A 24,867-nucleotide genomic window follows, 5' to 3' on the forward strand; every position below is an offset into this window, starting at 1 on the left:
TTATACGAAGCTGGTTTAATGGATTAATTTTTTTATTACAATATATTTATATCTTAATAAATCGACAACATAATAAAAAAATTAATCCATTAAACCAGCTTCGTATAATTTTTTAAAGCGTCCTTCAACTTTTTTAAGGTCGTTGAAAGTTCCCGTTTGAATAACCCCTTTGCCTTTTTCAAGAACTAAAATTTGGTTAACATTTTTAATTGTACTTAACCGGTGGGCAATAATAATTGTGGTACGCCCCTTCATTAGCTTGTCTAGTTCACCCTGGATTTCTTTCTCCACAATGTTATCTAAGGCACTTGTCGCCTCATCTAAGACAAGAATTTCGGGGTTCCGTAAAAACATCCGGGCAATTACTAACCGTTGCTTTTGACCACCCGAAAGGATAAATCCCCGTTCTCCTAAAACAGTATTAAAGCCTTCTGGAAGTTCTTTAATAAAATTATATAATTCTGCTTTTTTAGCTGCCGCTTCAACTTCTTCATCGCTAGCATCAAAGGCTCCATAACGAATGTTATCATAAAAAGTTCCGTATAAAATTTGGGGTTCTTGTTCAACATAACCAACATGGTCTAAATATGATTTTAAATTAACATCTTTTAGATTTTGGTCATTATTAACATAAATATCACCACTAGTTGGGTCATAATAACGCAGTAATAATTTAGAAATTGTTGATTTCCCAACCCCGGTTTCCCCAACAAAAGCGTATGATTCCCCTTGCTTAAATTCAAAATTAAAATTATGCAAAATTAACTCTTCATCAGGATCATCAGGATTATATTTAAAATCAACATTTTTAAAAATAATACTTCCGTTGATATCTGGGAGCGGAGCGGCATTTACGTTAGGATTAATTTTAGGCACCTCTTGAAAAATTTCATTAACTCTGGTTGCCGAAGTTGATGCCGTTGCTAAGTTTCCTAATAATCGCACAATTTGGATAATGGGAAAAATTAGTGAGTTAATACTCATGGTAATTGATAACATAACAGTAGGGTCAAGTTTATTTTGGTTAACAAAAATAATCCCCACAATTAAAGCAATGGTATTCATACTTGTCAATGTCGTAATTACAAAGGCAATTACTAATGATTGAACACGAATTGCTTGCATACTTACTTTGTAATAATCCCGGTGAATACTATGAAAACGTTGTTTTTCATATTCATTAGTTCCTGTTGATTTAATTAAGCGAATTGCATTAATTCGATCATTCACATCCCCGTTAACATTTGACACAACTCTTCGTTGTTTATATATTAAACGACGGATAAAAGTAAAACAAAAAGCTGTTAAAATTAGAATTCCAAATGAAACCCCTAAAATAATCCCGGCTAATTCAGCTACTGTTTGGGTTCCGTTGATATATTGATTAGGTACTGGACGAATCCCCCCGCCAGGGACATTTTCAAAAACCTGCACTTTATTATCTAATGTGAACATAATCACCACACTACCAATAAAAGTGAAAATCGCATTTAAAAAGTTTTGGGGCACTTGGTAAGCCTGGTCCCCTAAAATTTGGGTATCAGAAATTAATTTAGTTAAGATATCCCCCATCTTTTTATCATGGTAGTAATTCATATCTAAATCAATTAGTTTATTTAAAACCTTGATCCGAATGTCAATTTCTATTTTACGAGAAATTGAACCACCAACTCAACTTTGTAAATATAAAAAGATTCCCGAAACAACAAATGTGGCCGCAAACCCAATTGCTCAGTACATTAAAGCTGATCAGGCCATTGCCGGATCATCAATTGACTGACGACTTTGCATTCCCACTGATAAGTTGGTCATGACAATATTTGTTAACTTTGGAATTGCCACGGTAATTCCACAAGTAATCATGACAAAAATAATTAAACATAACCAACGAAATCAATAACGTTGGTAATAAATTGATATTAATTTAAAAAATCCAATTTTTGAACCTTTATGTTGTTGGTCAGGATGTTTGGTTCCGGACAAATCTGGTTTGGTTCCTTCATGGTGTTTTTTCTCCATTTTTTTACTCCTTTATCATTCTTAAATTATTGTTAAACATTTAACTAAATATGATTATATCTGTTTTCTTAAGAGTTGCAATAATAAAATAACTTTTATTTTTCTCGTGCTAACCTGCTCAGACTTAATATTAATGTTGCTAAGTCTTGTTCCAATAAAATTTTTCGTTCTTTGGTAATTACTTGTTCAATATAAAGTGATAACTCATCCATCAGTCTCATAATAATTGGTTGAATTTTTTGTCATTTGGCAGTTGGTTTTAAATAAATAACTTTTTTATTATCTTCGGGGTGGTAACGATCTAAATAACCCTTTTCTGCTAAGCGCTTTGATAAAATAGTAATATTAGCCCGCGACTGGTTGGCAAGATTAGCAAGTTCATTCATTGTTTGGTGCGGATAATGTTCAACTAATTTTAATAATCACATATTTCGGATTTGAAAATCATCAAAACCCGCTTTTTTTAACCGTTCTTCAACATAACTACGACAAATTTTATTGGTATAGGCAATTAACCGCAGAATATTCCAAGTTTGGGGGTTTTTTCAATCCATATTATCAATATCATTCACTGTGCTTCACCACCTTATCACTTTATTTACTAAAATCATAACATAGATATTATCAAGATTAAAAAAAGAACATTTAATAATGTTCTTTTGCTAATTAACCAAGATTTAAGCCAATTGCTAAATTATCATTAGTTGTAATTGATAAGCTATCATCGGTTTTATCACTAACTTTAAATTGTAAGTTTTCCCCACTGACAGTAACATCTTGTGCTTGCATAAGATCATCAATTGTTTTTGCTGGTTGTCAGGTTGTGCCATCGGTTGTTGTTAATACTAATAATTTTCCGTGCAATAATTCAACATTTGCATTTTCTAAATGACCACTAGCCGACCCCCCGATTAATATTGGAACAATTAAATTACTTAATAAAGACATTGGAATAGGAATTTCTTGATTAATTTTAAAAGTTAAAATTTCACCTTTTACTTTAACAGTTAACTTACCATTAAGCATGTCAACGCCTTGACCATTATTTAAAAAACTTTGCACTAATGATTTAAAGGTATACTCAACTACATTAAAATTCTGATTACTAATAACTTTTCAAGTTATTGCGTAAGGAAAAATAGTTTTAATTTTAATTTTTTTCATTTCCTTACCACCATCACGACCATCTAATAAATCCGCTAATAAATGTTCAAAGTTATTGTGTGGTTCCCCATCTTTGACATTTTTAATTGGAGGCATTTTTGAATCAACTGGTGATAATAAATATTTAAAGAGTAACAATGGTAAGTTATGGGTTGTTTGCATATTAGCTTTAACATAATTCACTAAACTAATTAAGTCGGGACGAACCGCATCAATAATTTCTTTCACTGTCACTTTTTCTAAAACAATATCGGCACTGCCAACAACCGGGATATTGTTAATAGTTTTCTTAAAACTTAGTTCCTTATCTAATAAACCCTTTGCTAACCCACTAACCATTTGCATTAATTGATCTCATTTTTGTTGATCATCTTTACTTGCTAAATTGGGATCTGTCGGAACTAAATTTAAGATTGTGGGAACCATCGGGTTATCCAATAAACTCCCTAAGGTTAAGTCAGCCCCCGGAATTGGTAATTTAACATCTACTAATTTAGGGTTAGCTTCTTGATTAATATTATTTAAATCATTGCTAATTGTGGTGATATTCGCAATTTGAACAGTTGAATATTTAATCTTAATTGGAGCTGCTAATACTTCAACCCCATTATCTGTAATTGAATTAACAACTGCTGTACCAAGTTCTTTAAATGGTTCAGTAATTTTTTCAACCTTGTTAACATTGACAACTACCCCTTTTAAACTAAAATTGTGGTTAATTGCGGTTACAATTAATTGTGAATTAATATTTTTATAGTCCCCATCAACTAGTAATGGTTTTTTTGTATTATAATTTTGAATTTTTTTAATTAAACGTGCTACTTGCTTTTGATGAAATTCATCATTGCGTGGATCAACAGCTGGTTCTTCAGTTTTATGATGATTACTACAAGCGACAACTGATGAGACACCAGTTGCTGTTAAACCAACCGCTCCTAAGACTGCTAATAATTTTTTCATTTAAAATTTCCCTCTCTCTACTTTATCAAAAATTACTACCGGAATTAAAAACATATAAAAGTAATTTTTAATTAAACAGAGTTGGGCCATAATAAAAACCAAACAATTAAGTTCCGTTTAACGAAATTGCTTTTAAACATTAATAATAATTGGTCATAACTTTTACTCTTATATCTTAGCACTAAAAACTAAGAAAAAAACACTTTTTTTATTTTTTTTAACAAAAAAAGTGTTTAGAAAAACTAAAACTGGTCTTTGGAATTACTATCAGTTAAGATTTCAATTTCAAAAATAACAGCTTTTGATTTGACATTATTACTTTTCGTTTTTAATTTTTTGGTTTTGTCAGGGTTAATTCGAAAAGCAAAATTATGGTAGATAAAATCTTCGGGCAGATCAGCGTTCGGAGTGAACTCATAACCAGTTTGAGCGACATATCATTGGTACAAGGTTTTGCCCTCTGCTTTGGGGGGAACATTTAATTGTAAATATTTTTTAAAAACTTTTTTAATTGGGGTGTTTCCGTGCATTCAATACATATGATGACCAATTTCTTTAACCTGACCAGTTTCATCATCCTCATCATAAATTTCTCCAACTAATTCTTCAATAATGTCTTCCATCGTAACAACCCCAATAAAAGTTTTACTTTCCCGATTAGGAGTAACAATTGCCATGTGAACTTGCTCTTGTTGTAATAATTCTAAGGCATCATCTAATTTTAAATGCTTGGAAATATAAATTGGTTCATTGGCTAATTCCTTAATGTTAACTTCTTTTTTATCAATAATAGCAATTAAGACATCCTTAATATTTAAAATACCTTCGACACTCCCATCAGTGCGGGAAATAATTGGCATACGGGTGAAACGTTCTTCTTTGTAAATTTTTTGTAAATCACGTCAGTTGGTATCATTAAAAACAGCTTTTACTTTTTCTTTATCGCGCATTACATCACCAACATTTTTTTCATCAAAAGTAATTGCTGATTCAATTAACTGCTTTTCGTTTTTTTCCAACACCCCTTCTGATTCAATTGTTGAAATTAATTCCAGTAATTCATTTTCCGTTGTTGATACTTGCCCGGGTTTTTCTTTTTTTAAGACTAATAACCAGGTAAACGGATATAACACAATTTTTCAAACTCATAAAATATAAGAAGCAAAAATTGAAAATTTTTCGGGACTTCGCTTGGCAATGATTTTGGGAACAATTTCCCCAAAGATTAAGACAACAACCCCAATTACTGCTGTTGCTACTCACGTGGCAGTGGCTTCACTCCGAATAAAAGTCGAAAAAAATAAGGCCCCAATGGTTGCTAAGGCGGTATTAATTAAGGTATTTGCCATTAAAATTGTTGCTAAAGTCCGATCATAATCCTTAATAAATTTATAAACCCGCTTGGCACTTTTAATTTCTCGGTTTTTGCTCCGAACTTTAGTTCGTTTTCCCTTTGCTAATTGCTTTAGTCGAATAACATTAATTGAAGTAATCGCCGTTTCCGAAGCTGAAAAAAAAGAAGAAAATATTAATAAAATAATCATTAAGGGCAATAAAACAAATAACGCGGTCGAGGAATCTAACATTTAAATTTCCACTCCTTTATGTTAATAATAATATACTATATATTAACCAATATTAATAGACAATTTAAAAAATAATTTATTGATTTTTTTTGAAATAATTACTTTTAATTTACAAAATTTAAGGTATCATATAATAGTATATGTAAGATAAATGATAAATTCTCAAGGAGGAATGACCGTGAAAAAAATGCTAGCATCTTTCGCAGCAATTTCATTAATAAGTTCATCAGTTTCCAGTGTTGTTGCTTGTAAGAGTGAATTAGGACTATATAATACTTTTATGAGTGCTGTTAATAATAAGGATAGTTTTATTATGCTAATTAGTGCCCAAAACTGTCCGCACTGTCAAGCTTTAGAAAAAACAACAATTAATGAATTATATGATGGTGCCAAAGGTAACGCGGAGTTTCATGCTTATTTAGATGGAAAATATGGGGCTGACTATAATTTAGCAACTTATTATGGTTCGCGTTCATCAGCCAATGAAAATGAATATAAAACAATTGAAAATACTTATTTAATGAGTACCTGAGATTCGGTTGAAGATTATAATAAAGTATGAGGTGAAAAATGAGCCAAAAAAATTCTGGACTGGGTCGTTGCCCAAGAACGAAATGCTCATAAAATTAACGGTGAAATTGACTATACCATTACCGCTGATAGTTTAAAATTAAAAGGTACCCCATTGTTTATTTATGTTAAACAAGGACAATACATGGGCTTTGAATCAGGAGACATGGGAAGTAGTTGAGTAAGCGGAGCCACTCCTCAGCAGTATATGTATTATTTTATTCAACATCTCGTAAAAGAAGACTGGGATACTAGTCATGATCAAGCAAGTTAGTTAACTTAAAAAAATAATAAGAAAGATAATTAATATTATCTTTTTTTTATTGGCAAAAATAAAAAAAAGAATTAAGAAATTCTATTTTCATTTAACATTTGAAGTACAGTGTTTATAATAATAAACAATGAATTATAAGCAATTTCGCTAAGTGACATCATACTGTGGTTGGGATCAATCACAATGTCTGGTTGCTCATTGTTATTTCTCTGCTCAACAGTTGGTTTGATGTCAATTAAAGTAAAAGTAAGTTCTGGAATAACATTAATCTTACTTTGAATTAAATTATATAAATAATTAGTTTCATCATGCAATAGAATGCCAACTATTAAATCGGTGGGCGATACCTTTTCTAATAATTTTTTTGCAACATAATGATAAGTTGTAAAATAAGTATCATAACCTAAAATTAATAATTGATGATAAAAATAATTTGATAAATTTAAATACCGATCATTACCAATAACATAAATTTTATTTGCCTTATTAATCTTTTTAACAAGGTTCATTATTGGTTCCATATTGTGATCTAATGTACTGGATACCAATAATGAATGGTTTTCAATAATCTTATTAATAATTACATCCGTATTACTTTCTTGAAGCGTTGAATAAGCTTTATTTTGATAAAGTTGTCGCTTTTTTTCAGTTTTTAAAAAAGCATAGAATTCTTTTCACCCAGCAAATCCTAAATTTTTACAAAACTTGGTAATTGATGATACGCTGGTAAAAGAAATATTGGCAACATCATTAATAATAAAATCATCACGCTCTTTTAATAAATTTAAAATTGTTTTTGCAATAACTACCTTAACTGTTTTGTCATTAATTAAGACAATTTCCTCTAACTTTTCAATAATGTTCTTTTCTATCTGCATGTTTCCACCTATGTTTTCCAAAATTGTTACTATGAGAGTCCATACCCTTACCCTTGTTTTTTATTGTAGTAAACTTAATGGAAAAATGGAATGAAAAAAATTTGAAGGTTGAAAAAAATTTTTTATTAATCAATGACTTTTGTCCGCTCATTAACGATTTCTTCAATTTTTGATAAAATCGCAAACAAATCTTCAAATTCAAATTTTTCAATCTGATAACAAATATCTTGAACAGTGGCTGAGTCCATACGCTACTAACCTCCTCTCACTATTTATTTACCAAAGCAATGAAAATTTTCCTTTAAAAAATAAAAAAATCATTTTAAAAAATGATTTTAGTTAATAACTCTATATTACCTTGGCTGGACTTGCAATTGTTTGAAAAACTTCTGGTTTATCAGTAACAATATTTGAAAAAGTTGGCAGGGACGTAAATTTAAAGAACCCCACTGAATTGAATTTTGTAGAATCAACTAGTAAGATTTTGGTTTGTACCCGCGCCAGGGCTGCTAGTTCAACCCGGCCTTCTTCTTCGTTACTTTTATAAACATAACCTTCCTCATCAACATTACTAGCACTAATAATTACTTTTGCAAACTGAATTAACGATAAACTTTCTTCACAAAACGATCCATAAAAAGATTGCGATTTATCTCGTAACTTCCCACCAAATAAAACGTGGTATTGAACATTTGGGTTGTCTTTGGCTAATTGTAAAATTCGCAGTGAATTAGTAACAATTTTAACTGGTTTAGTAATTTGGCTGACAAATAACTCACAAGTTGACCCGCTCCCCACAAATAAGACATCATTTGGTTCAATTAATTCATTAGCTTTGTTAGCGATAATCATTTTTAAGTCATAGTTACGGTTCCGGTGCATTAAGTCAATGCTACAAGCTTTATTACTTAATCCTAAAAAGTGAATTCCCCCGTATGACATACTAATAATTCCTTCTTTTTCTAACTCTTTTAAATCACGGCGGGCTGTTGTTGATGAAATTTCATAGTCATTCACAAAATCTAACACATGGTTCATCTCATGAAAACTATTTTTACATAGGTAAGATAATAATAAGTTTTTTCTCTCAACACGGTGCATGGCATCTCTCCTTTTAATTAGTATATACTAAATTATACCGAAAATTTCAATTACTTACCAAAAGATGCCAAAAATTTTTTTAAATTTTCAACAGTCGTTTTATTTTTTAAAATATTATATAATTGTTCATCACTAGCAGCTTTAATTTCAGTTAAAGAACCAAAAGATTGGTTTAACTGACGGATTTTTGTTTGGCCCAGTCCTGGAACCTGGTCTAAGACACTGGTAATTAATGCTTTAGTTTGCCGAGTTCGAAAATTACGAATCGTAAAATTATGAACATCATCTTGCATTTTGGTTAAAAAATGAAAAAGTTTGCTAGATTTATCTAAATTGATGGCTTTTTTATCAAGATTTAAAAGATGGTCAGTCCGGTGGTGCTCATTTTTAACAAGACCAATTACCGGAATTTGTAAATCCAAAATATCTAATTGTTTTAAGCACGCATTAACTTGTTGAATTCCCCCATCCATAATAATTAAATTTGGTAATGCTCGTTTTTCTGCTTTGACATGCTGATAACGACGAAAAACAAGATTACTAATCCGGTGGTAATCATCTTGGTAAGGAATTTCAATGTTATATTTACGATAATCATTGCGGGAAGGTAACCCATTTTTATAAGTAATAACTCCCCCAGTTACAAATTCATCATTAATATTCGCAATATCAAACATTTCAATTAAATATGGGATTTCCGGTAAATTTAATAAATTTTTTAATTCTAATAATAAATCTTCTTTGCTACCCCGGTGCTGATGATATTTTTGGTATTGAAGATAACTTTCTTGGCTGTTGGCAATTGCTAACTTCATCACATGGCGATCATTAGTATTCTTGGGATGCTTAACAATCTTAGGATATAACAAGGCTAATTCTGTTAAATCGACCTGCGGGTCAAGGATAATCTTTTTTGGTAAAATATTTTTTTGGTAAATATTTTGTAAATATAAACGGATGATTTCTTGGGGATCATCATCATTAGCCAACATAAAATAATCACTATCTTTATAGCTTAATTTTCCCAGGCGATAAAATAACACCGTAATTACTAACATTTCCGGGGTTTTAAATAATCCAACAACATCAACATTTTGACTTTTATTTAAAAAATCAACATTTTGATCAGAAATTGTTCAGTCTAAGCGGTGAATTAACAGTTTTATTTTGTTAGCTTCTTCAAATTGTAGGTTACTAGCTGTTTGGTGCATTTTCTTGGTTAATAAGGCCTTAATTTGGCTTGTATTACCCTTAAAAAACTCATCAACATGGTGAATCATCTCTTCGTAATATTCCCGGGGTACTTTTTTAAAGCAAGCACCCGAACACTGGTTAATATGATAATATAAACATGGTTTTCCTAAGTTACCTTTACAGCGTCGTAGTGGATATAAGCGTTCTAAAATTTTAATAATTTCGCGAGCGTGACTTCCTTCTGGAAATGGACCATAACTACGGGCATATTTTTTACTAATATTACGGACATATAAATATTGGGGGTCACGTTCTTTGGTAATTACAATATAAGGATAGTGTTTATCATCACTCAGGAGGATATTATATTTTGGTTTATATTGTTTAATTAAATTATGTTCTAAAATTAAGGCTTCTTTTTCAGTATTTGTAATAATTGTTTCAAAATGGTCAATTTCATTGACTAACCTCGTTGTTTTATAATTATATACTTTATTAAAATATGATGAAACCCGATTTTTTAAATTTTTTGCTTTCCCAACATATAACACCTGATTATAAATATTGTAATAAATATAGCAACCCGGCTTGTCGGGTAATTTGCTGACTTGTTCTCGCAATGATAAATTATTTGCCATTTAGTAACCCCCTTAACTAATATAATTTTAGTAACTATTAATAAATTATGCAACATTATCATGAAAAAATGGGAATAATAAATAGTTTATTACTCCCATTGTTTTAAAATAACTAATCTTTAAGATCTTTTAATTAAAAAAATATAAACTTTTTTCTAATATTATTTAATTACATATTTTTAATTAATTTCGTGAAAATGATTAATTTAACCTTTAACAACACTAAATATTTTAATAAATCTTCTAAACGGGGATATAATTGATCTATTGGTGGCATTTTTTATAATAAATTAAATTTTTAACTAATGTTACTGAAAAAACTAAAAATTAATTGATTTCCTAACCATTATTGCTATAATAAAAATGGTTATAAAAAAATGAGAGCTAACCACTCCTATTGCTTTATGCTATCCTATGCGGATAGTTTTTTTTATAATTAAATATAATTGCAATAGTAGAGTGATTATTTTCAGAATTAAAACAATCACTTGTATTAACCCCATTTAACCACCTACCTAACTATTCAAATCAATAATTTAGGAGTGGCTATAAACTCTCAACCCCATCATAACAAATCCTATCTTAAGAATAACTAAAATATGCAAGAACAGCATTTTTTATAATAAATTAACTTTTTAACGAATGTTCCTTAAAACTAAAAAATTGGTTGATTTTCTGACCATTATTGCTATAATATGAATGGTTATAAAAAAATGAGAGCTAACCACTCCTATTGTTTATGCTATCCTATGCGGATAGTTTTTTTATAATTAAATATAATTGCAATAGTAGAGTGATTATTTTCAGAATTAAAACAATCACTTGTATCAATCCCATTTAACCACCTACCTAACTATTCAAATCAATAATTTAGGAGTGGTTATAAACTCTCACTCCCATCATAACAAATCCAATTATAATGCAATTAAAAATATCCATATAATACATATTTTAAGCTTGATTGTTATGTTAAGCTGTGTGAGATAATGTCATAGTAAGTTAATCCTCATCTTTAATCTAATATGATAAAAGTTGTTAAAAATAAAAAAACATATTTAAATAAATATGTTTAAAGATATTGTTAATTTTTTAATGCTTTTTTTGATTCCTCAACTAATACTTTGAATTCTGCTGGATTATTAATTGCTAACTCTGATAACATTTTACGGTTTACTTCAATGTTTGCTTTGTGTAAACCATTCATAAATTGTGAATAAGATAAATCATATTCACGAGTTGCCGCATTAATTCTTTGAATTCATAATTTTCGAAAATCTCTTTTACGTTGTTTACGATCACGATAAGCATAAGCTAATGACTTCATTACTTGTTCTTTAGCTTTTTTAAAATGAGTTGATTTTGTTCCAAAATAACCTTTAGCTTGTTTAATTACTTTTTTCCGACGTTGTCTTGTCGTTGGTCCACCTTTTACTCTTGCCATTATTTTCTATTCCTTTCCTACGATTCTATTGAATTAAATCTTTCAATCTTTTTTGATCAGTTTTGTCGATTAAACTTGCTTTTCGTAAATGACGTTTTTGTTTAGTTGATTTATTCTGAGCTAAATGTGAAGTATATGCATTTGCTCTTTTTCATTTTCCTGATCCGGTCACTTTAACACGTTTTGCTAAAGCTCTTTTTGTTTTCATTTTTGGCATAACGATTCCTCTCCTTCTTAATTATCAACTTTTAAAATTATTATTTTTTTGGTACGACATACATGTCTAAAAACAAACCGTTTAATTGGGGTTCTTTTTCAATTTTTGCTAAATCTTCAATATGACTATAGAATTTTTTTAAAGTTTCTTTCCCAAATTCGGGACGAGCAACTTCTCTTCCGCGAAATTTTAAAGAAATTTTAACCCGATCACCATTTTCTAAGAATTCGCGAACTTTTTTAGCTTTGAATTCAATGTCATGGTCACCAATCCCTGTTCGTAATCGCATTTCTTTATTTTCAGTAACATGTTGGTGTTTTTTAGATTCGCGTTCTTTTTTCTTTTGTTCATATTTAAATTTCCCATAATCAACCAGTTTAGCAACGGGCGGGTTAGAATTCATTGAAACTAGTAATAAATCTAGTCCCTTTTCTTCTGCCAATGCCAAAGCCTCATGGCGTGATAATGGGCCAATTTTTTCCCCATTTTCATTAATAATTAGTACTTCGCGCGCACGAATATCCTTATTAACAATGTCTGTTTTTAGGTTTTTTCCAGTTGCTTGATTCATTAAGACCTCCATCATCAAAATAATAATTAAAAAAGCGCCAAAAAGTAGCGCTAGAACTTCAAGCCTAAATTTCTAATTAAGAATTAGGTTTCTTGAACTTAAATAACCCGATTACCACATTTAAGGGTGGGGGTGAGCAATGCTACTTTTGTTCTTTTTCATAATGAATTATACTGAATAAATAATAATAATCAAGATAAATGACTAATTTTCTTAAAAATGTTTATATTTAAAACCTCATCTTAAAACTTTAAAAAATTATTCATAATCTTCATTTGTAAATTTTGCCTTAATTGAATTAAAGGCCCATAATAAATACTCTAAACTATTATAAATTAACTTGCTTTCAAATTCAGAGAGAATTTCAGAATTAGGATGGACAACGGTGTTATGATTTCGAATATTTTGCACTTCTTTTAAAATTTTTTTAAATCCAGACCAAACTTTGGGAACTAAACCTGTTTTAAATTGGGGGTGATTATTAAGATACTGATTTAAATAAGCCAATAATTCGGGTAAATTATCCTTTGTCGAATCATCTAATGTAATTGATAAACTTACTATTCATTGTTGTAAATATTGTGCTATATATGATCGCATTGAAATTAATGCTAAATTATAATTGCCACTGGCAGTTGCTTTGCGGGCTTTTTGCAATAATAAATTACTATCATAAATTCTTTCAACTTTTAATTCTAAAGGATTAGTTTTAAAAATTGTTCTTGCCGCAATAAAATTAAAAAGTTTAATTGCTAAAAACTGATACTTTTGCTTATATAAAAATGAAAAATACTGCTTAATGGTATTGGATTTTTTTAAAATATTTAAATACCAAGCGAAATCTAATTTTGAAGTTTCTCCTGCTTGGGAAACCTGAAAAGGAAAGGTTCATTCCCCCATCAGTTCAGCAGAACATTTAACATTTTCTAACATTAAAAAATTTTTAATCTTATTGAATGCATTGATTTCGGAATCCTTAAAATTATATTCAATAGCCTTTAAGTTAGAAACATCAGTAAAATAATATTCAACCCGGCTTATTTCATCTTTTGCTTGCTTATTTTCCTTCCCATCGGCTAAATAAAAATGAACACCAATAAAACTTTGAATTTCGGCTTTAGTAATATCAGGATTTTCTGTTTTCATAATAATACCTTATCTGCTTAATATAAATTAATACCCGTTTCGTTCAAAAATACTACTAAATATTTCTCTTTTATCCTAATCTAAATATTTTTAAATTTCAAGATAAAAAATAAAAAAATTTATTATTTTATAAACTTTTTTATGTTGGTAATTATTAATTAGATATTTTCACGTAAATATTTATATATATCATTTAGTTTTTTGGTTAAAAATAAATTGACTCAATATGGTCGTAAAATATTCATCGTAATTTGTAATTTCCCCTGGTATTTAATTTTTAAAAAATGTTCAACATCTTTATCAACAATGGCAATTTGATAGTTAGAATCAAATGACTTGCCAGTTTGCTGTTCATATAAATGCATATATTCATTAACTTTCGTATCTACTCGCAGCATTAGAACATTAGTTACATCATTTAATAAATCATGAACTCTTTTAATAACAAAATCAACATTCCCATTCTTAATTGAAGAACGTAAACTACTGATTTTACGTTGCAAAGCAAAAATAGGATTGGTCGAGTTTACAAATCGTTCGGTTGAAACAATCAGGTTCAACTCTCAATGTAGTTGGTTAAAATATTGTTGTAATGAGTTAAAATTAATTTTTGGTTTTAAATTTTGATTAACATTCATTAGTTTCACTTCCCTTATCTTATTAAAACATTAATAATTAATATTTAATGTTAGTTTGATAAGTTTCGATTCTCCTAGCTAATTTGTTAATTTATTTTATTTCTTTTAACTATAATGATAAAAATGGTAATTAACAATAATTTTCAGTAAAAAGAAAAAATATTTAAAATAATGATGTTAGTGGTTACTTAGTTCATAGATCTTATCGCCAAACGCAAAAATTTGACCATTATTAGCTTGTATTAACATAGTAACTTGATCAGTAAAGTTTTTTGTTAATGGCTGGTCAACTTTTAATTTAACTGATCCATCATCATTTAATTGATACACTTCACCAAGATTATTAACAACTGTTTCTTCATGTGCTGCTAAAATAGTATCATCTTGTAATTTTAAAAGACTGTATATTCGAAAATTTTTAACTCAATCATTTTGAATAATGCCCTGGTTATATAGTTGATATACACGTCCATTTGAATTACTAATTAAAATATTATTTTCTGATACTTTAAGTATTTGTTCTACATTACCCTATTTTAAAAAAAAAAAAAAAAGCAATTATTTTTAAAATTTATTTAAAATTAAAAAAAGATGGTTTCATTTCGAATGTCCACCTTTTTTTATTAAGCATTTTACTAACCTATCACTTTTTTTATCTTGATAACAACTAGTAAAAAGTCTTTTATCTAAAAGTAATATTTTCAATGGTTGCATGGTAAGAACAACCATTTGCACTAAAACGTGAGTCTTCCAAAACATTGTACGATCAATGAATATTTTGATCATCATGTCATAATTTAAGAGTAAAAGTTATAACTTGGTAAGCAATGCCTGATTCTTCATCAGATTTGGCAACTCAAACTGCTTTAGTAGTATCCACACTATTACCAATATCATTTGTAAAAGCTTGGAATTCATTAATTTCATCCGTTGTTCATCCCGCCACTTCAATATGGCCAACCATCACTGCCATTGGATATTTAGCCTTAAAATCTTCTCAATTATTTGCATAATTTAAATAGTTAATGATAACATCACCCCCACCAAATATAGAATGTGAATTAGTTCCATCAAATCACTCTTCTTTGTGAAAGTTAATATCAGTTTTGATACTATCATTGGCTGTTGTTTGATTAGTAACTTGTTGTAATGAAGTCTGAAAATTTGTTTTAGCATTCAAGGTTGCTCCTAAGGCACTACTAATTCCAATCACACTAGTTCCTAAGATTGTTAATAAATTTTTCATAATATAAGTTTACCTTTCTAATTATTATTTGCATCCCGCCCATGAAAATATTAATATTTTGTTTAAAAAAGTTGATATTTTCCCATCCAAAATACGTTGCTTACTTAAAACTATTTTTAAAATTAATTAATATTTGTTTCCTTATCTTCTATGCCCATTATAAACATTTCGTCACAAAAATCAATATTTTTTATAAAAAATTACAAAAAATAAGAAATTATTTTATAATAATCCATTAAATAAGGTCCTAACAAGAAAAAATGTTTGTTATGAGGTTTTAACATAACAAACAATAATTTCTTAATTAATACATAGCTTGGTAATCTTATAAATCATCTTTAAAATTTAAGTAAAAGTGTCAAGAAGTTAATGGTGTATAAAAGATTGAATTATCTACTTTTCGATTACCAAACATAAAATCAAAATTTCAATAACCATATCTTTTAATGCCAATCGTATGGGGATCATGAACAGTTCAGGTTTGATCGGATGCTCAATTACCAAGGGTAAATAAATTAATATCCACTAACTTATCAACCCCATCTTGGGCAAGAAAATCATTTGTCAGATCTCCTAATGCGGCGGTATATTTTTTACTTTTCATTGTATTAAATAATTCTGGGGGTAAATGAACAATTCAATGGTCACTTTCTGATTCTACTCGGTAGTGTTTCATAAAAGTGGTAATAATTGTCCCAAAATTAATTAATTTTTGGTGTAAGCCCTCTTTTGAAATTAGAATATTAACATTTAACGGCTTGCCATCTTTGGCAACAATTCCCGATAATGGCATTCCGGCAATACTAATTTTAGCTAAATTTACATTAAAATTAGCTAATTGTAAAGTATCACCGGTAATTTGAAAAACCTTTAACATGTTAGTATAAAATTTAAAAAAGTTTTCGGGAGTAATTTGCTCTGGTTGAAATCCCCGCCCTGCTCAGTGGTCCGAAGAATTTTCTGCTTTTGCTTCACCAGCTCCATTAGTTGTGGAGTCAATTGCTCCGGATAATAAGGTTAAAATTGATTGACTATCATTTCATGTTAGTTGTTTCATAATTTCAGTTAGTTCTGAATCACTATTTAAAAAACTAATTAATTCTGATTGCACAATGTTATCTAAACTAATATGAGAAGTTGTGTAGTTAATATCAAACTTATCATATAATTTTTGAAATTTGGCATTTTTATCAATCATAATATCACCATTGCTAAAATATTGCACAATCTTTCCCGATAATTTAGCCATTGATTCGGTTTGAAATTGTTTCATTTTCGCGGGATCATTGGTTACGATATGGTTAAAAGTAAAATTATTAACTGCCGTTAATTCTTTATAGTTAATAGTATAACTAATATTAAGTTGGTAATTAACTGCTAATAAACTATCAGTTGGGACACTTGGGTTAAGTTTTTTTAATGCTTCTAAATTAATAAAATTTAACGTACTAATGTTTTTATCAAGATTTCAAGTTAACGGATAACTGTTAACATACACATTGGAATATTCTTGGGCGATTTTTATATTAATTTGGTTTAAATAATTTTTAAAAATTGCATTGATACTAGCAATTCCTTCTTGAAATTTTGGATCATCGGCTTTAATTGTTATAGTCGGTTGACTTGCAGTAACACTGTTAAAAAATTCACTAAATACCTTGGGGCCATATTGGGTTGTATCAATAAATTGACTAGATTCTAAGAAATCTAAAAAATACTGGTTAGTTTTGTTGCTAATATCATTTAGTACTTTCGCATCCTTTGAAACAGTTGATTCTGAGTTGGTATCATGGTTTTGTGATTTGGAACATGCCACAATACTAGTAGCAGTTCCAGATGATAATGTTAGCACACTTAAAATTGCTAATAATTTCTTCATCGTCTTTTCTCCTTATGCTGGTATTAATTAATATCAATTAATAAATGTATTTTACAAAAAAAAAAAAAAAAGCAACTATCTAATTAATTAAGTAATATCTATTAAAAATCAATAATATCTTTTACTTACTAATATTAATTTTATAAAAAAAGGGCAAGTACTTGCCAAATTTATTCTATCGTGAACCCTATTTTATTTTAAAGTTATTTATTATTTAAAATAAAGATATCACCATTTCCAGAGCCTATAAAAATATCGCCATTCTTAATTTGCACAATGCCAAATATAGCTCCAGTTATTGTTTCACCATTTGGTTGCGTAACTTTTATACTGGCATTATCCTTTAAATTTATTTGGTAAATTGACCCTTTATCAGTGCCACCTAACATAATGTTATTTTCTGATAATAATTTTATTAAACTTGTAAATGATAAGTAATATGGTAACATATCAACTATTTCTCAATTTTTATTTAACTTATAGATTATTCCATCAGTTGTGGCAACTAAAATATAATCATTTTCTTCTATTATGGACTTTATTGATGAATTTAGTTGGTGATCAATTATTTTTTTAGTAATTTCACCATCATAGTTTAGTTCATAAATTGTTCCATCTTCAGTGCCGGCTAAAATATGGTTATTTGATATTTCGGTAATTGCAGTAACATTTGAAGAGAATTCGTCATTATTTTCTTTATTTAATAGCTTTTTTATTTCCCCTTCTCAAGTTAATTCATAAATTTTTTTATTAACAGCCGCAAATAAGCGGTTATTACTAAATTGGGCCATTGCAGTAATTGTTGAATTAAATGGAGTTTTTTTATAATTAATGTTAGCACTATCATCTAGGGAAAAAATATCACCGTTAGTTGTCCCAGCCAAAATATTCAAATTTGATAATTGTATTAAAGATGTAACACTACTTGCTAAATTAGGTCCATGAACTTTGATTGTGCCAATATTTGGATTAAAACTATTATTTGGTTTTTCAATGATACTAGAATTATTTAAAAAGTATCATCCTAAAATTCCTCCTGCTCCAGAAAGAAAAAAAGCAATTAGTAAAAAAAGAATTATGATTATACTTTTTAATTTATTATTTTTTTTCGAATAATGGGCATTTAATTCTTCAAGAATTTGATTAATTTGAAGGATGTTATTTTTATTCATTGGGGCTGGAATCTTTACGAGTGAAGGTGGTTTTAATCCAGCGGTTTGCATTTCTAACTGGAGGATCATATTTTTGATGGTTTGCGCTGACAATATAATTTTATTATTATAAATTGGTAATTTTAGAGTTCCATCTTTAAAATATAAATTATCATTGTGGAGAAAAACATAAGAATCTTTTTCACATTTAATGAATGCTAACGGTTTTACACCTTGGTCTAATTGTACAGAGCGATTTTTTTGATTTTGCATAATAAAAATTTAGTGTCTTTTAAATTAATTTTATTATTCTTATTAATTTCTGTCACTACTTCATTAAATTTAATTTGACAATTAGTACACAATTTTTTATATAATATTTTGGTGGCTTTGGCTTTCATAATGTATCTCTCTCCGCTTTAATCAGATTCATTCTTGCTATTTTGCTTTATCGCTAATTGTTGTTGCTCTAACTTAACTAAATTATCTTTTTTAAGTAAAAAGTCAAAAGAAAATTCAGTTTGTCCGATTTTGAAAATCTTAATTTTGTTTTCTTCAGCAAACTTTGTTACAAATTGTAAATGGAGCGGATTTTGAATAACAAAATTAATTCGCTTAGTATCTTTGTCATATCAATTTTTAACATTATTAGCTGTAAAAAACTGTGCAAATTTCTCATTATTATCCACAACAATATAATAAGTTTTATTGATATCTAAATGATCTAATGTCCCTGTTTGAATTTGCCGACCATTAATTACAAGGGTATATTCATCAATATAGTCTTTAATTTCATCTAATAAGTGTGAAGAAAAAAAGACCGTTTTACCTTTAAGGGTTAAAAATTTTAAATATTTGATCACTTTTTTTCGATTAGCAATATCTAAGCCAGCTTCAGGCTCATCTAAAATAAGAATATCAGGGTCATGAATGATTCCTTGAATAATCATTACCCTTTTTTTCATTCCAGATGAAAAAGAATTAACATCTTTATTTCGATGTTCTCATAAACCAAGGGACATCATTAGTGTCCTAATTCGATTTTTTAATGTCTGGCCATAAACACCATTTGTTAACCCCATAAATTTTAAAAAATTATAGGCTGATATTTTTTCGGGAAAAGTAATGAATTCTGGGACATAACCAATCTTTTTTTCACTTCAAGGTCTTTGATGTCTTTATCCAAAATTTTAATAATCCCAGAATGTTTAGCATATCCCCCAATTAAGGACTTGATAAAAACTGTTTTTCCACTTCCCGAAGCACCAATAATGGCATGCATTTTTCCGGTTGTAACTTTAAAATTAAAGGGCCCAATAACATTTGATTTAAAAAATTGTCGAAACTGTTTAACATAAATAGCGCAATCATTATCATGATTGGTTTTTTTAGTTTGTGAAATTACTTTATTCATAATATTAATCCCCTTTACAATGTTTATAAAATAATTTTTCTTTTTAAAATCACTTTGGCTCCGACAAGAAATAAAATTGATAATGACCCATAGATACTAATTATTATGTAAATATTTAAAAAAGGTTTTTGTTTGAGATCAATTGTGCCATTTTGATTTAATTTAAGTTCAGAACTTTTATAACTCATTAACTTATTTTGTTGAACATCAAAATCAATTTTACTATTTGCTAGTGGTTCAAATCATAATGGTTCTTCGTTAATAAAAGAAGTTCACATTTGGTTTCAGTGTTCAATAATATTTATTTTTGAAATTAAACTATATGTTTTCATTAACTGTTGATATTTTAACCAATTATTATTTTGTTTTATTGGCTCAGTTTGTATTAGTTTATAATCAGCAACTTTTTTTAAGATATTATTTTCTAATTCTTTAACAACATATAAAGTTGGATTATCAAAAAATGTTAAAAAGTCATTATTAAAAGTATTGCCACCATCATAACGGTAACTTGTACTTCCCATTTTTTGTTTTTGGTATAAATCAAGAAAAACGTCAGAAATTTTAAAGCCCGCATCAGCATTAATTGCCATGTTTTCACCATTGTTAATTTTAAAAGTAGAGTTAATTGGATCAAAATACAATAGTGATGCAACTTCTAAATTACGTAATTGATATAATTGTTCTCAAGTTGTAAAGGTTTTTGTTTCGTTGACTAAGTCATAAATTTCTTTTTGATAAATATTATTAAGATCTAATTTTTTAAAAGGTTTAAACATGTAATCTGTTGATAATGTTATTTGCATAGTTGGATAATTGCCCCCACTATTAGAAATAATATCTTTAATTGCAACTAAATTGCTTGAGGGTGATTCACGATATTTCCCTTCTCATTTTGTTAGTGTTGCTGTTTGAAAAGTATTTTCTTTTTTTTCTGTTAAACCTAATGATTGAAAAAATTTTAAACGTTCAATTTTTGATTGTTCACTATCTTTTGCTTTGATAATGTTATCAATTTCTTGAGGTGTTTTAGCCATATAGAAATCATAAATGGCATTTGTTATATTTGAATATTTTATTTTCCCTGTTTTTAAATAATCGTTGAAATTAATTGTACTATTAATTTGTTGGACTGTATAGTTTTGAACTGTACTGTTGCTGAAAGATAATTCAATAGTATTCCCTAAGGCCATGATTAATGAATATGGTAATCCACCTAATAGAAATAAACTACAAAAACAAACTACGATTAACATAACACCCTGGGTTGACATAAAAGTAACAGCAAATAAAATACCGCTGGCAGCAAAAAAAGAAAGAAATAAACAATAAGCAAAAAGTTTTCCGACTAATTCATTAAACTTTAAAAATAACATTGGCTTATTAACAATTTGATTAGTTATTAAGCCAATTATTAGTGAAAAAATTGTAATCCCCGCTAAAAATAAAATAATTAAAATTCATAAAGAAATTAGTTTTAAAAAAAAGATTGAATTTCGCGAGTAAGGTTTAGAAATTAGCAACAAATAAGTACCATCATCAATTTCCCGGCCAAAAATTTTAATTACTATCAACATAATAAAAAATAGTAAAAAAATATTACAAAAAATAAAGACCCCATATTGGAAATTAACAGAAAAAGTATAAATATCTTTTGATGTAACAAATAATAAAATAGATAATGTTCCAAATAAAATGAGAGATAATCCAAATATAATTCACATTACAAAAGATTTGTAGACTTTAAACATTGAAAATAAAATTATTGCTAATCTTATTTTATGTTTGGATTTCAATTTTTTTGCATTTGTTATATTCATGTTATTATCCCCTTTTTTATATAAATAAATATTAATTATTTATAGTTATAGAACCTTCAGCAAAATAAACGTTACTTGTGTATTTAATATTTTGGTTTGATCCAAAAGTAAAATCCATTGATCAACCACCTGCATATCCAAGATAAATTGAACCATCATCATTTAACTTATAAACTCCAGCTCTAAAAGAGTTAGACATATCAAATATGTTAATATCTTCTAAAGTTTTGGCAATGTCACTATTAATAAAACTATCTTTTAAAGTTTTTATTAAAAAATTCGCGCTTTTATCGTCACTATTTTTTAGTTTTTCAAAAATTTCAGTACTTACTTTAAATGAAGTTTTATTTTGTTCCAGGTGGGCACTATAATTTTTATAGAATTCAACAATTATTTTTCCATAATTTTGTAATTTTTGATTTAAATCCTCTTTTGATAAAATAATCTTTCCTTCAAAAACTTGGTTATTTTCTTCTTTACCAGTTGACATTAATCCTGACAAATTCATTCCATATAAATTAATAAAACTTAAGTCTAAATTAAAAGTTCATAATGTTACAAATTTGCCATCTTCAATCTTAAAACCAGGAATGTTATTTTCTAAATATTTATTTACAAAAGTATCAGCTGTCAAATTTTCTAAATTATTACTGTCTCCAGTCCCAAAAAAGAGATAAGGCATAGAATGTCCAATATAAGGATACATTTTACCAGCGGCAATGCTCCCATCATTTTTAACTCATGTTGTAAAATTATCTACATTGTCAAAAAATGATTTTGGATTTGCTAAAAATTCTGTTGAATTAAATTTAATTTTATATTTTTGTAGGTCAGAATTTTTAATAAAATTTTGAAATTTATTTTTTAACGCATCACTTATACTTGAAAGTGATGAGATATCAAATGAATTATAAATCTTTTGAAATTCTGCTGTTTTATTTAAATCTATTTCAGTGTTTTCAGTCATAAATTTATCTAATTCTGCTTGTAAAACTAAGTAGATTTTATTGTTTAGTAATGTAGCAGCATCAATGTTATTTGTTACATTTGATGATTTATAGAGTGCGTCGGTTTTATTAAGTTCTTTCAAATTTACTTTATATGAAAGGTTTAGTTCAATCCCAACCATTTTTGTATTTTCAATTCCGGGAATATCGATATCTAAATCACTTGTTAAACTTTGTAAATCAACGTATTTAATAGTTGCTTTTAGATCATTTGAATTATATTCAATTGGATTACTATTTTGATAGTAATTTGAGTATTCTTTTTTAATTGTTTGATTTACTTCTGTGATTGTTTTAGTAACTACATCAGATAAATAATTTAAAATTTTTTGATCATCTGGTTCTGTATTATCCAATTCGTATGAATCATTGATGTTATCTACTTTATCATAGATAATTTGTAAATTAACATCATCACCACTATCAATATAATTTTTAAATAAATTATCATTTAATAGTGCTTTTACTTCTTTTGAAATTGCAAGTAATATATCTTGATCATTATTGTTTTCCCCATTATCATTATTATTTGATGCCTTCGCAGAACAACTAACTAGTGTTGTTAAACCTGTTCCACTGATGGCAATTGTTCCTAAAAAACTTAGTAATTTTTTCATTTTTTCATAGCCTCCTAAAATTGCTAAATATAAATAGTATTTTGCATAGTTCCCTTTATTATTTAGGGTACATTTCATTATACTTTTTTTTTTTTTTTTGCAAGTCCTATTTGGAACTATGTAAAAACATATTTTTAATTAATTTTGTGAAAATAAAAAAAAAAAAAAAATAGTTAAATAACTATTGAGGTGATGGTTATGAATTCAAAGAAAATTAAAAAAGATGACAAAATAATATAAGTCATCCTTAAAAAATTTGCTTATCTATTATTTATAACATAAATACTATAATTACTAACTAAAATATTTTAGTTATCTAAATGTAATATTTGCAAATGATGCTTCGTAATAACAACCAGTCGCACTATTGTAAGATTCTTCAGCAACAGAATATCCTCAATAAATGTTATGATCATCATGTCATAATCCAAGTGCAAAAGTTAATTCTTGGTGGGCAAATCCTCCGTCTCCCGAAGAAGAAACAACCCAAATGGCTTCAGTTGTACTTACATCACTACTAATATCATTAGTAAAAGTTTGGATTTTAGTAAGTTTTTCATCCTTGCTTCATGCATGGACATAGACAAAACCACTAATAACAGCTGTTAGATATTTGTCCATAAAGGCTTGCCAACTATCAGCATAATCTAAAAAATTAAGAATAATATGGGTTTCATTATACGAGGCTTCTGAAGAGGTACCATTAAATGAATCTTCTTTATAAAAGTTAATATCAACTTGTAATTGTTCATCACTCTTTTCTTGGTTAGTAGTCTTTACTGATATTTTATTAAGATTTGCTTGGGTATGCATTGCTGCTCCTAAACCACTACTAATTCCAATCACACTAGTTCCTAAGATTGTTAATAAATTTTTCATAATATAAATTTACCTTTCATATCTTTATTTTCTGTCCCGCCCGTGAAAATATGAATAATTTTATTTAATAAAGTTTGATATTTTCCCACCCAAAATATAATGCATTTTTTTGAAACTAATGTTTTGAAACTTATTATAATTGAGATCTTTTAACTTGCTTTCTAACCCCATTATAATCCTTCCCAAACTAAAAATAATATTTTTTATAAAAAATTACAAGAAATAATAAATAATTTTACAATTTTAAATTTATTGATAGTTATTAACATTAAAAATTGTTCTTTTAATTTTGGCCTATTTTTTGTCCTAAACCTTTTGGGGAAATTGAAAGAATTTTTAAAAAATCATTGTTCCAAAGCGTTTCAATGGTAGTCAAAAGAATTTTAAAATTAAAAAAATGCTTGTTATTTTTATAATTAAAAATAACAAACAAATAAAATATTTTTATAATAATTAT

The 24,867-nt window shown here is 28.0% G+C and carries 23 protein-coding genes; 1 reads left to right on the forward strand and 22 read right to left on the reverse strand.

From position 1 onward, the window contains the following. Positions 1–81: 81 nt before the first annotated feature. The 4 genes from QPK10_RS05670 to QPK10_RS05685 all read right to left on the reverse strand — a co-directional run bounded on the left by QPK10_RS05670 (position 82) and on the right by QPK10_RS05685 (position 5,729). Positions 82–2,019: an ABC transporter ATP-binding protein gene (locus QPK10_RS05670; protein WP_368487037.1), complete on the reverse strand. Its 1,938-nt coding sequence runs from the start codon at positions 2,017–2,019 to the stop codon at positions 82–84. 95 nt (positions 2,020–2,114) lie between these two features. Next, positions 2,115–2,591, reverse strand: coding sequence for a MarR family winged helix-turn-helix transcriptional regulator (locus tag QPK10_RS05675; protein WP_368487038.1), 477 nt, complete (start codon positions 2,589–2,591; stop codon positions 2,115–2,117). A 94-nt stretch (positions 2,592–2,685) separates the two neighbouring features. Further along, a complete protein-coding gene (locus tag QPK10_RS05680) occupies positions 2,686–4,143 on the reverse strand; it encodes a lipoprotein (RefSeq protein ID WP_368487039.1) in 1,458 nt (485 codons plus the stop codon). A 242-nt stretch (positions 4,144–4,385) separates the two neighbouring features. Beyond that, positions 4,386–5,729, reverse strand: a complete 1,344-nt coding sequence (locus QPK10_RS05685) for a hemolysin family protein (protein WP_368487040.1) — start codon at positions 5,727–5,729, stop codon at positions 4,386–4,388. Positions 5,730–5,907: 178 nt separating this feature from the next. Between QPK10_RS05685 and QPK10_RS05690 the strand changes: the two genes are divergently transcribed. Beyond that, positions 5,908–6,573, forward strand: coding sequence for a hypothetical protein (locus QPK10_RS05690; protein ID WP_368487041.1), 666 nt, complete (start codon positions 5,908–5,910; stop codon positions 6,571–6,573). A gap of 71 nt (positions 6,574–6,644) precedes the next feature. Here the strand turns inward: QPK10_RS05690 and QPK10_RS05695 are convergent, their stop codons facing one another. From QPK10_RS05695 to QPK10_RS05780, 18 genes are all read right to left on the reverse strand, one after another. Further along, positions 6,645–7,451: a MurR/RpiR family transcriptional regulator gene (locus tag QPK10_RS05695; protein ID WP_368487042.1), complete on the reverse strand. Its 807-nt coding sequence runs from the start codon at positions 7,449–7,451 to the stop codon at positions 6,645–6,647. 125 nt (positions 7,452–7,576) lie between these two features. Next, the gene (locus QPK10_RS05700) at positions 7,577–7,699 is read right to left on the reverse strand and encodes a hypothetical protein (protein ID WP_257787408.1); all 123 of its coding nucleotides are present in this window, start codon (positions 7,697–7,699) and stop codon (positions 7,577–7,579) included. A 100-nt stretch (positions 7,700–7,799) separates the two neighbouring features. Further along, positions 7,800–8,552, reverse strand: a complete 753-nt coding sequence (locus QPK10_RS05705) for a DeoR/GlpR family DNA-binding transcription regulator (RefSeq protein WP_368487043.1) — start codon at positions 8,550–8,552, stop codon at positions 7,800–7,802. Between the two features lie 50 nt (positions 8,553–8,602). Then, positions 8,603–10,384 (reverse strand): excinuclease ABC subunit UvrC, encoded by a 1,782-nt coding sequence (gene uvrC, locus QPK10_RS05710; protein WP_368487044.1) that lies wholly within the window; start codon positions 10,382–10,384, stop codon positions 8,603–8,605. A 1,081-nt stretch (positions 10,385–11,465) separates the two neighbouring features. After that, positions 11,466–11,825 (reverse strand): 50S ribosomal protein L20, encoded by a 360-nt coding sequence (gene rplT / locus QPK10_RS05715; protein WP_047791507.1) that lies wholly within the window; start codon positions 11,823–11,825, stop codon positions 11,466–11,468. A gap of 25 nt (positions 11,826–11,850) precedes the next feature. Beyond that, positions 11,851–12,042 (reverse strand): 50S ribosomal protein L35, encoded by a 192-nt coding sequence (rpmI, locus tag QPK10_RS05720; protein WP_047791508.1) that lies wholly within the window; start codon positions 12,040–12,042, stop codon positions 11,851–11,853. A gap of 40 nt (positions 12,043–12,082) precedes the next feature. Beyond that, positions 12,083–12,613: a translation initiation factor IF-3 gene (gene infC, locus QPK10_RS05725; protein ID WP_047791509.1), complete on the reverse strand. Its 531-nt coding sequence runs from the start codon at positions 12,611–12,613 to the stop codon at positions 12,083–12,085. A 258-nt stretch (positions 12,614–12,871) separates the two neighbouring features. After that, on the reverse strand, positions 12,872–13,759 hold the full coding sequence (locus QPK10_RS05730; RefSeq protein ID WP_368487045.1) for a hypothetical protein: 888 nt from the start codon (positions 13,757–13,759) through the stop codon (positions 12,872–12,874). Positions 13,760–13,917: 158 nt separating this feature from the next. Then, positions 13,918–14,397, reverse strand: a complete 480-nt coding sequence (locus QPK10_RS05735) for a hypothetical protein (RefSeq protein ID WP_368487046.1) — start codon at positions 14,395–14,397, stop codon at positions 13,918–13,920. 177 nt (positions 14,398–14,574) lie between these two features. Beyond that, positions 14,575–14,727 carry a hypothetical protein gene (locus QPK10_RS05740; RefSeq protein WP_368487047.1) on the reverse strand — a complete coding sequence of 51 codons (153 nt, stop codon included), beginning with the start codon at positions 14,725–14,727 and terminating at the stop codon, positions 14,575–14,577. Positions 14,728–15,079: 352 nt separating this feature from the next. Then, complete coding sequence (locus QPK10_RS05745; RefSeq protein ID WP_368487048.1) at positions 15,080–15,643, reverse strand: hypothetical protein; 564 nt, start codon at positions 15,641–15,643, stop codon at positions 15,080–15,082. Positions 15,644–15,968: 325 nt separating this feature from the next. Next, complete coding sequence (locus QPK10_RS05750; protein ID WP_368487049.1) at positions 15,969–17,522, reverse strand: lipoprotein; 1,554 nt, start codon at positions 17,520–17,522, stop codon at positions 15,969–15,971. 203 nt (positions 17,523–17,725) lie between these two features. After that, positions 17,726–18,946, reverse strand: a complete 1,221-nt coding sequence (locus QPK10_RS05755) for a hypothetical protein (RefSeq protein ID WP_368487050.1) — start codon at positions 18,944–18,946, stop codon at positions 17,726–17,728. A gap of 146 nt (positions 18,947–19,092) precedes the next feature. After that, entirely contained in the window at positions 19,093–19,755 is a 663-nt protein-coding gene (locus QPK10_RS05760; protein ID WP_368487051.1) for an ATP-binding cassette domain-containing protein, read from the reverse strand. A 5-nt stretch (positions 19,756–19,760) separates the two neighbouring features. Beyond that, positions 19,761–20,087 carry an ATP-binding cassette domain-containing protein gene (locus tag QPK10_RS05765; RefSeq protein WP_368487052.1) on the reverse strand — a complete coding sequence of 109 codons (327 nt, stop codon included), beginning with the start codon at positions 20,085–20,087 and terminating at the stop codon, positions 19,761–19,763. Between the two features lie 23 nt (positions 20,088–20,110). Next, positions 20,111–21,907, reverse strand: coding sequence for an ABC transporter permease (locus QPK10_RS05770; protein ID WP_368487053.1), 1,797 nt, complete (start codon positions 21,905–21,907; stop codon positions 20,111–20,113). Between the two features lie 31 nt (positions 21,908–21,938). Beyond that, on the reverse strand, positions 21,939–23,531 hold the full coding sequence (locus QPK10_RS05775; protein WP_368487054.1) for a hypothetical protein: 1,593 nt from the start codon (positions 23,529–23,531) through the stop codon (positions 21,939–21,941). A 312-nt stretch (positions 23,532–23,843) separates the two neighbouring features. Further along, positions 23,844–24,410, reverse strand: coding sequence for a hypothetical protein (locus tag QPK10_RS05780; protein ID WP_368487055.1), 567 nt, complete (start codon positions 24,408–24,410; stop codon positions 23,844–23,846). Positions 24,411–24,867: the final 457 nt, after the last annotated feature.

This window comes from Spiroplasma sp. DGKH1, assembly GCF_040940205.1.
In the GTDB taxonomy this organism is placed as follows: Bacteria; Bacillota_I; Bacilli_A; order Mycoplasmatales; family Mycoplasmataceae; genus Spiroplasma.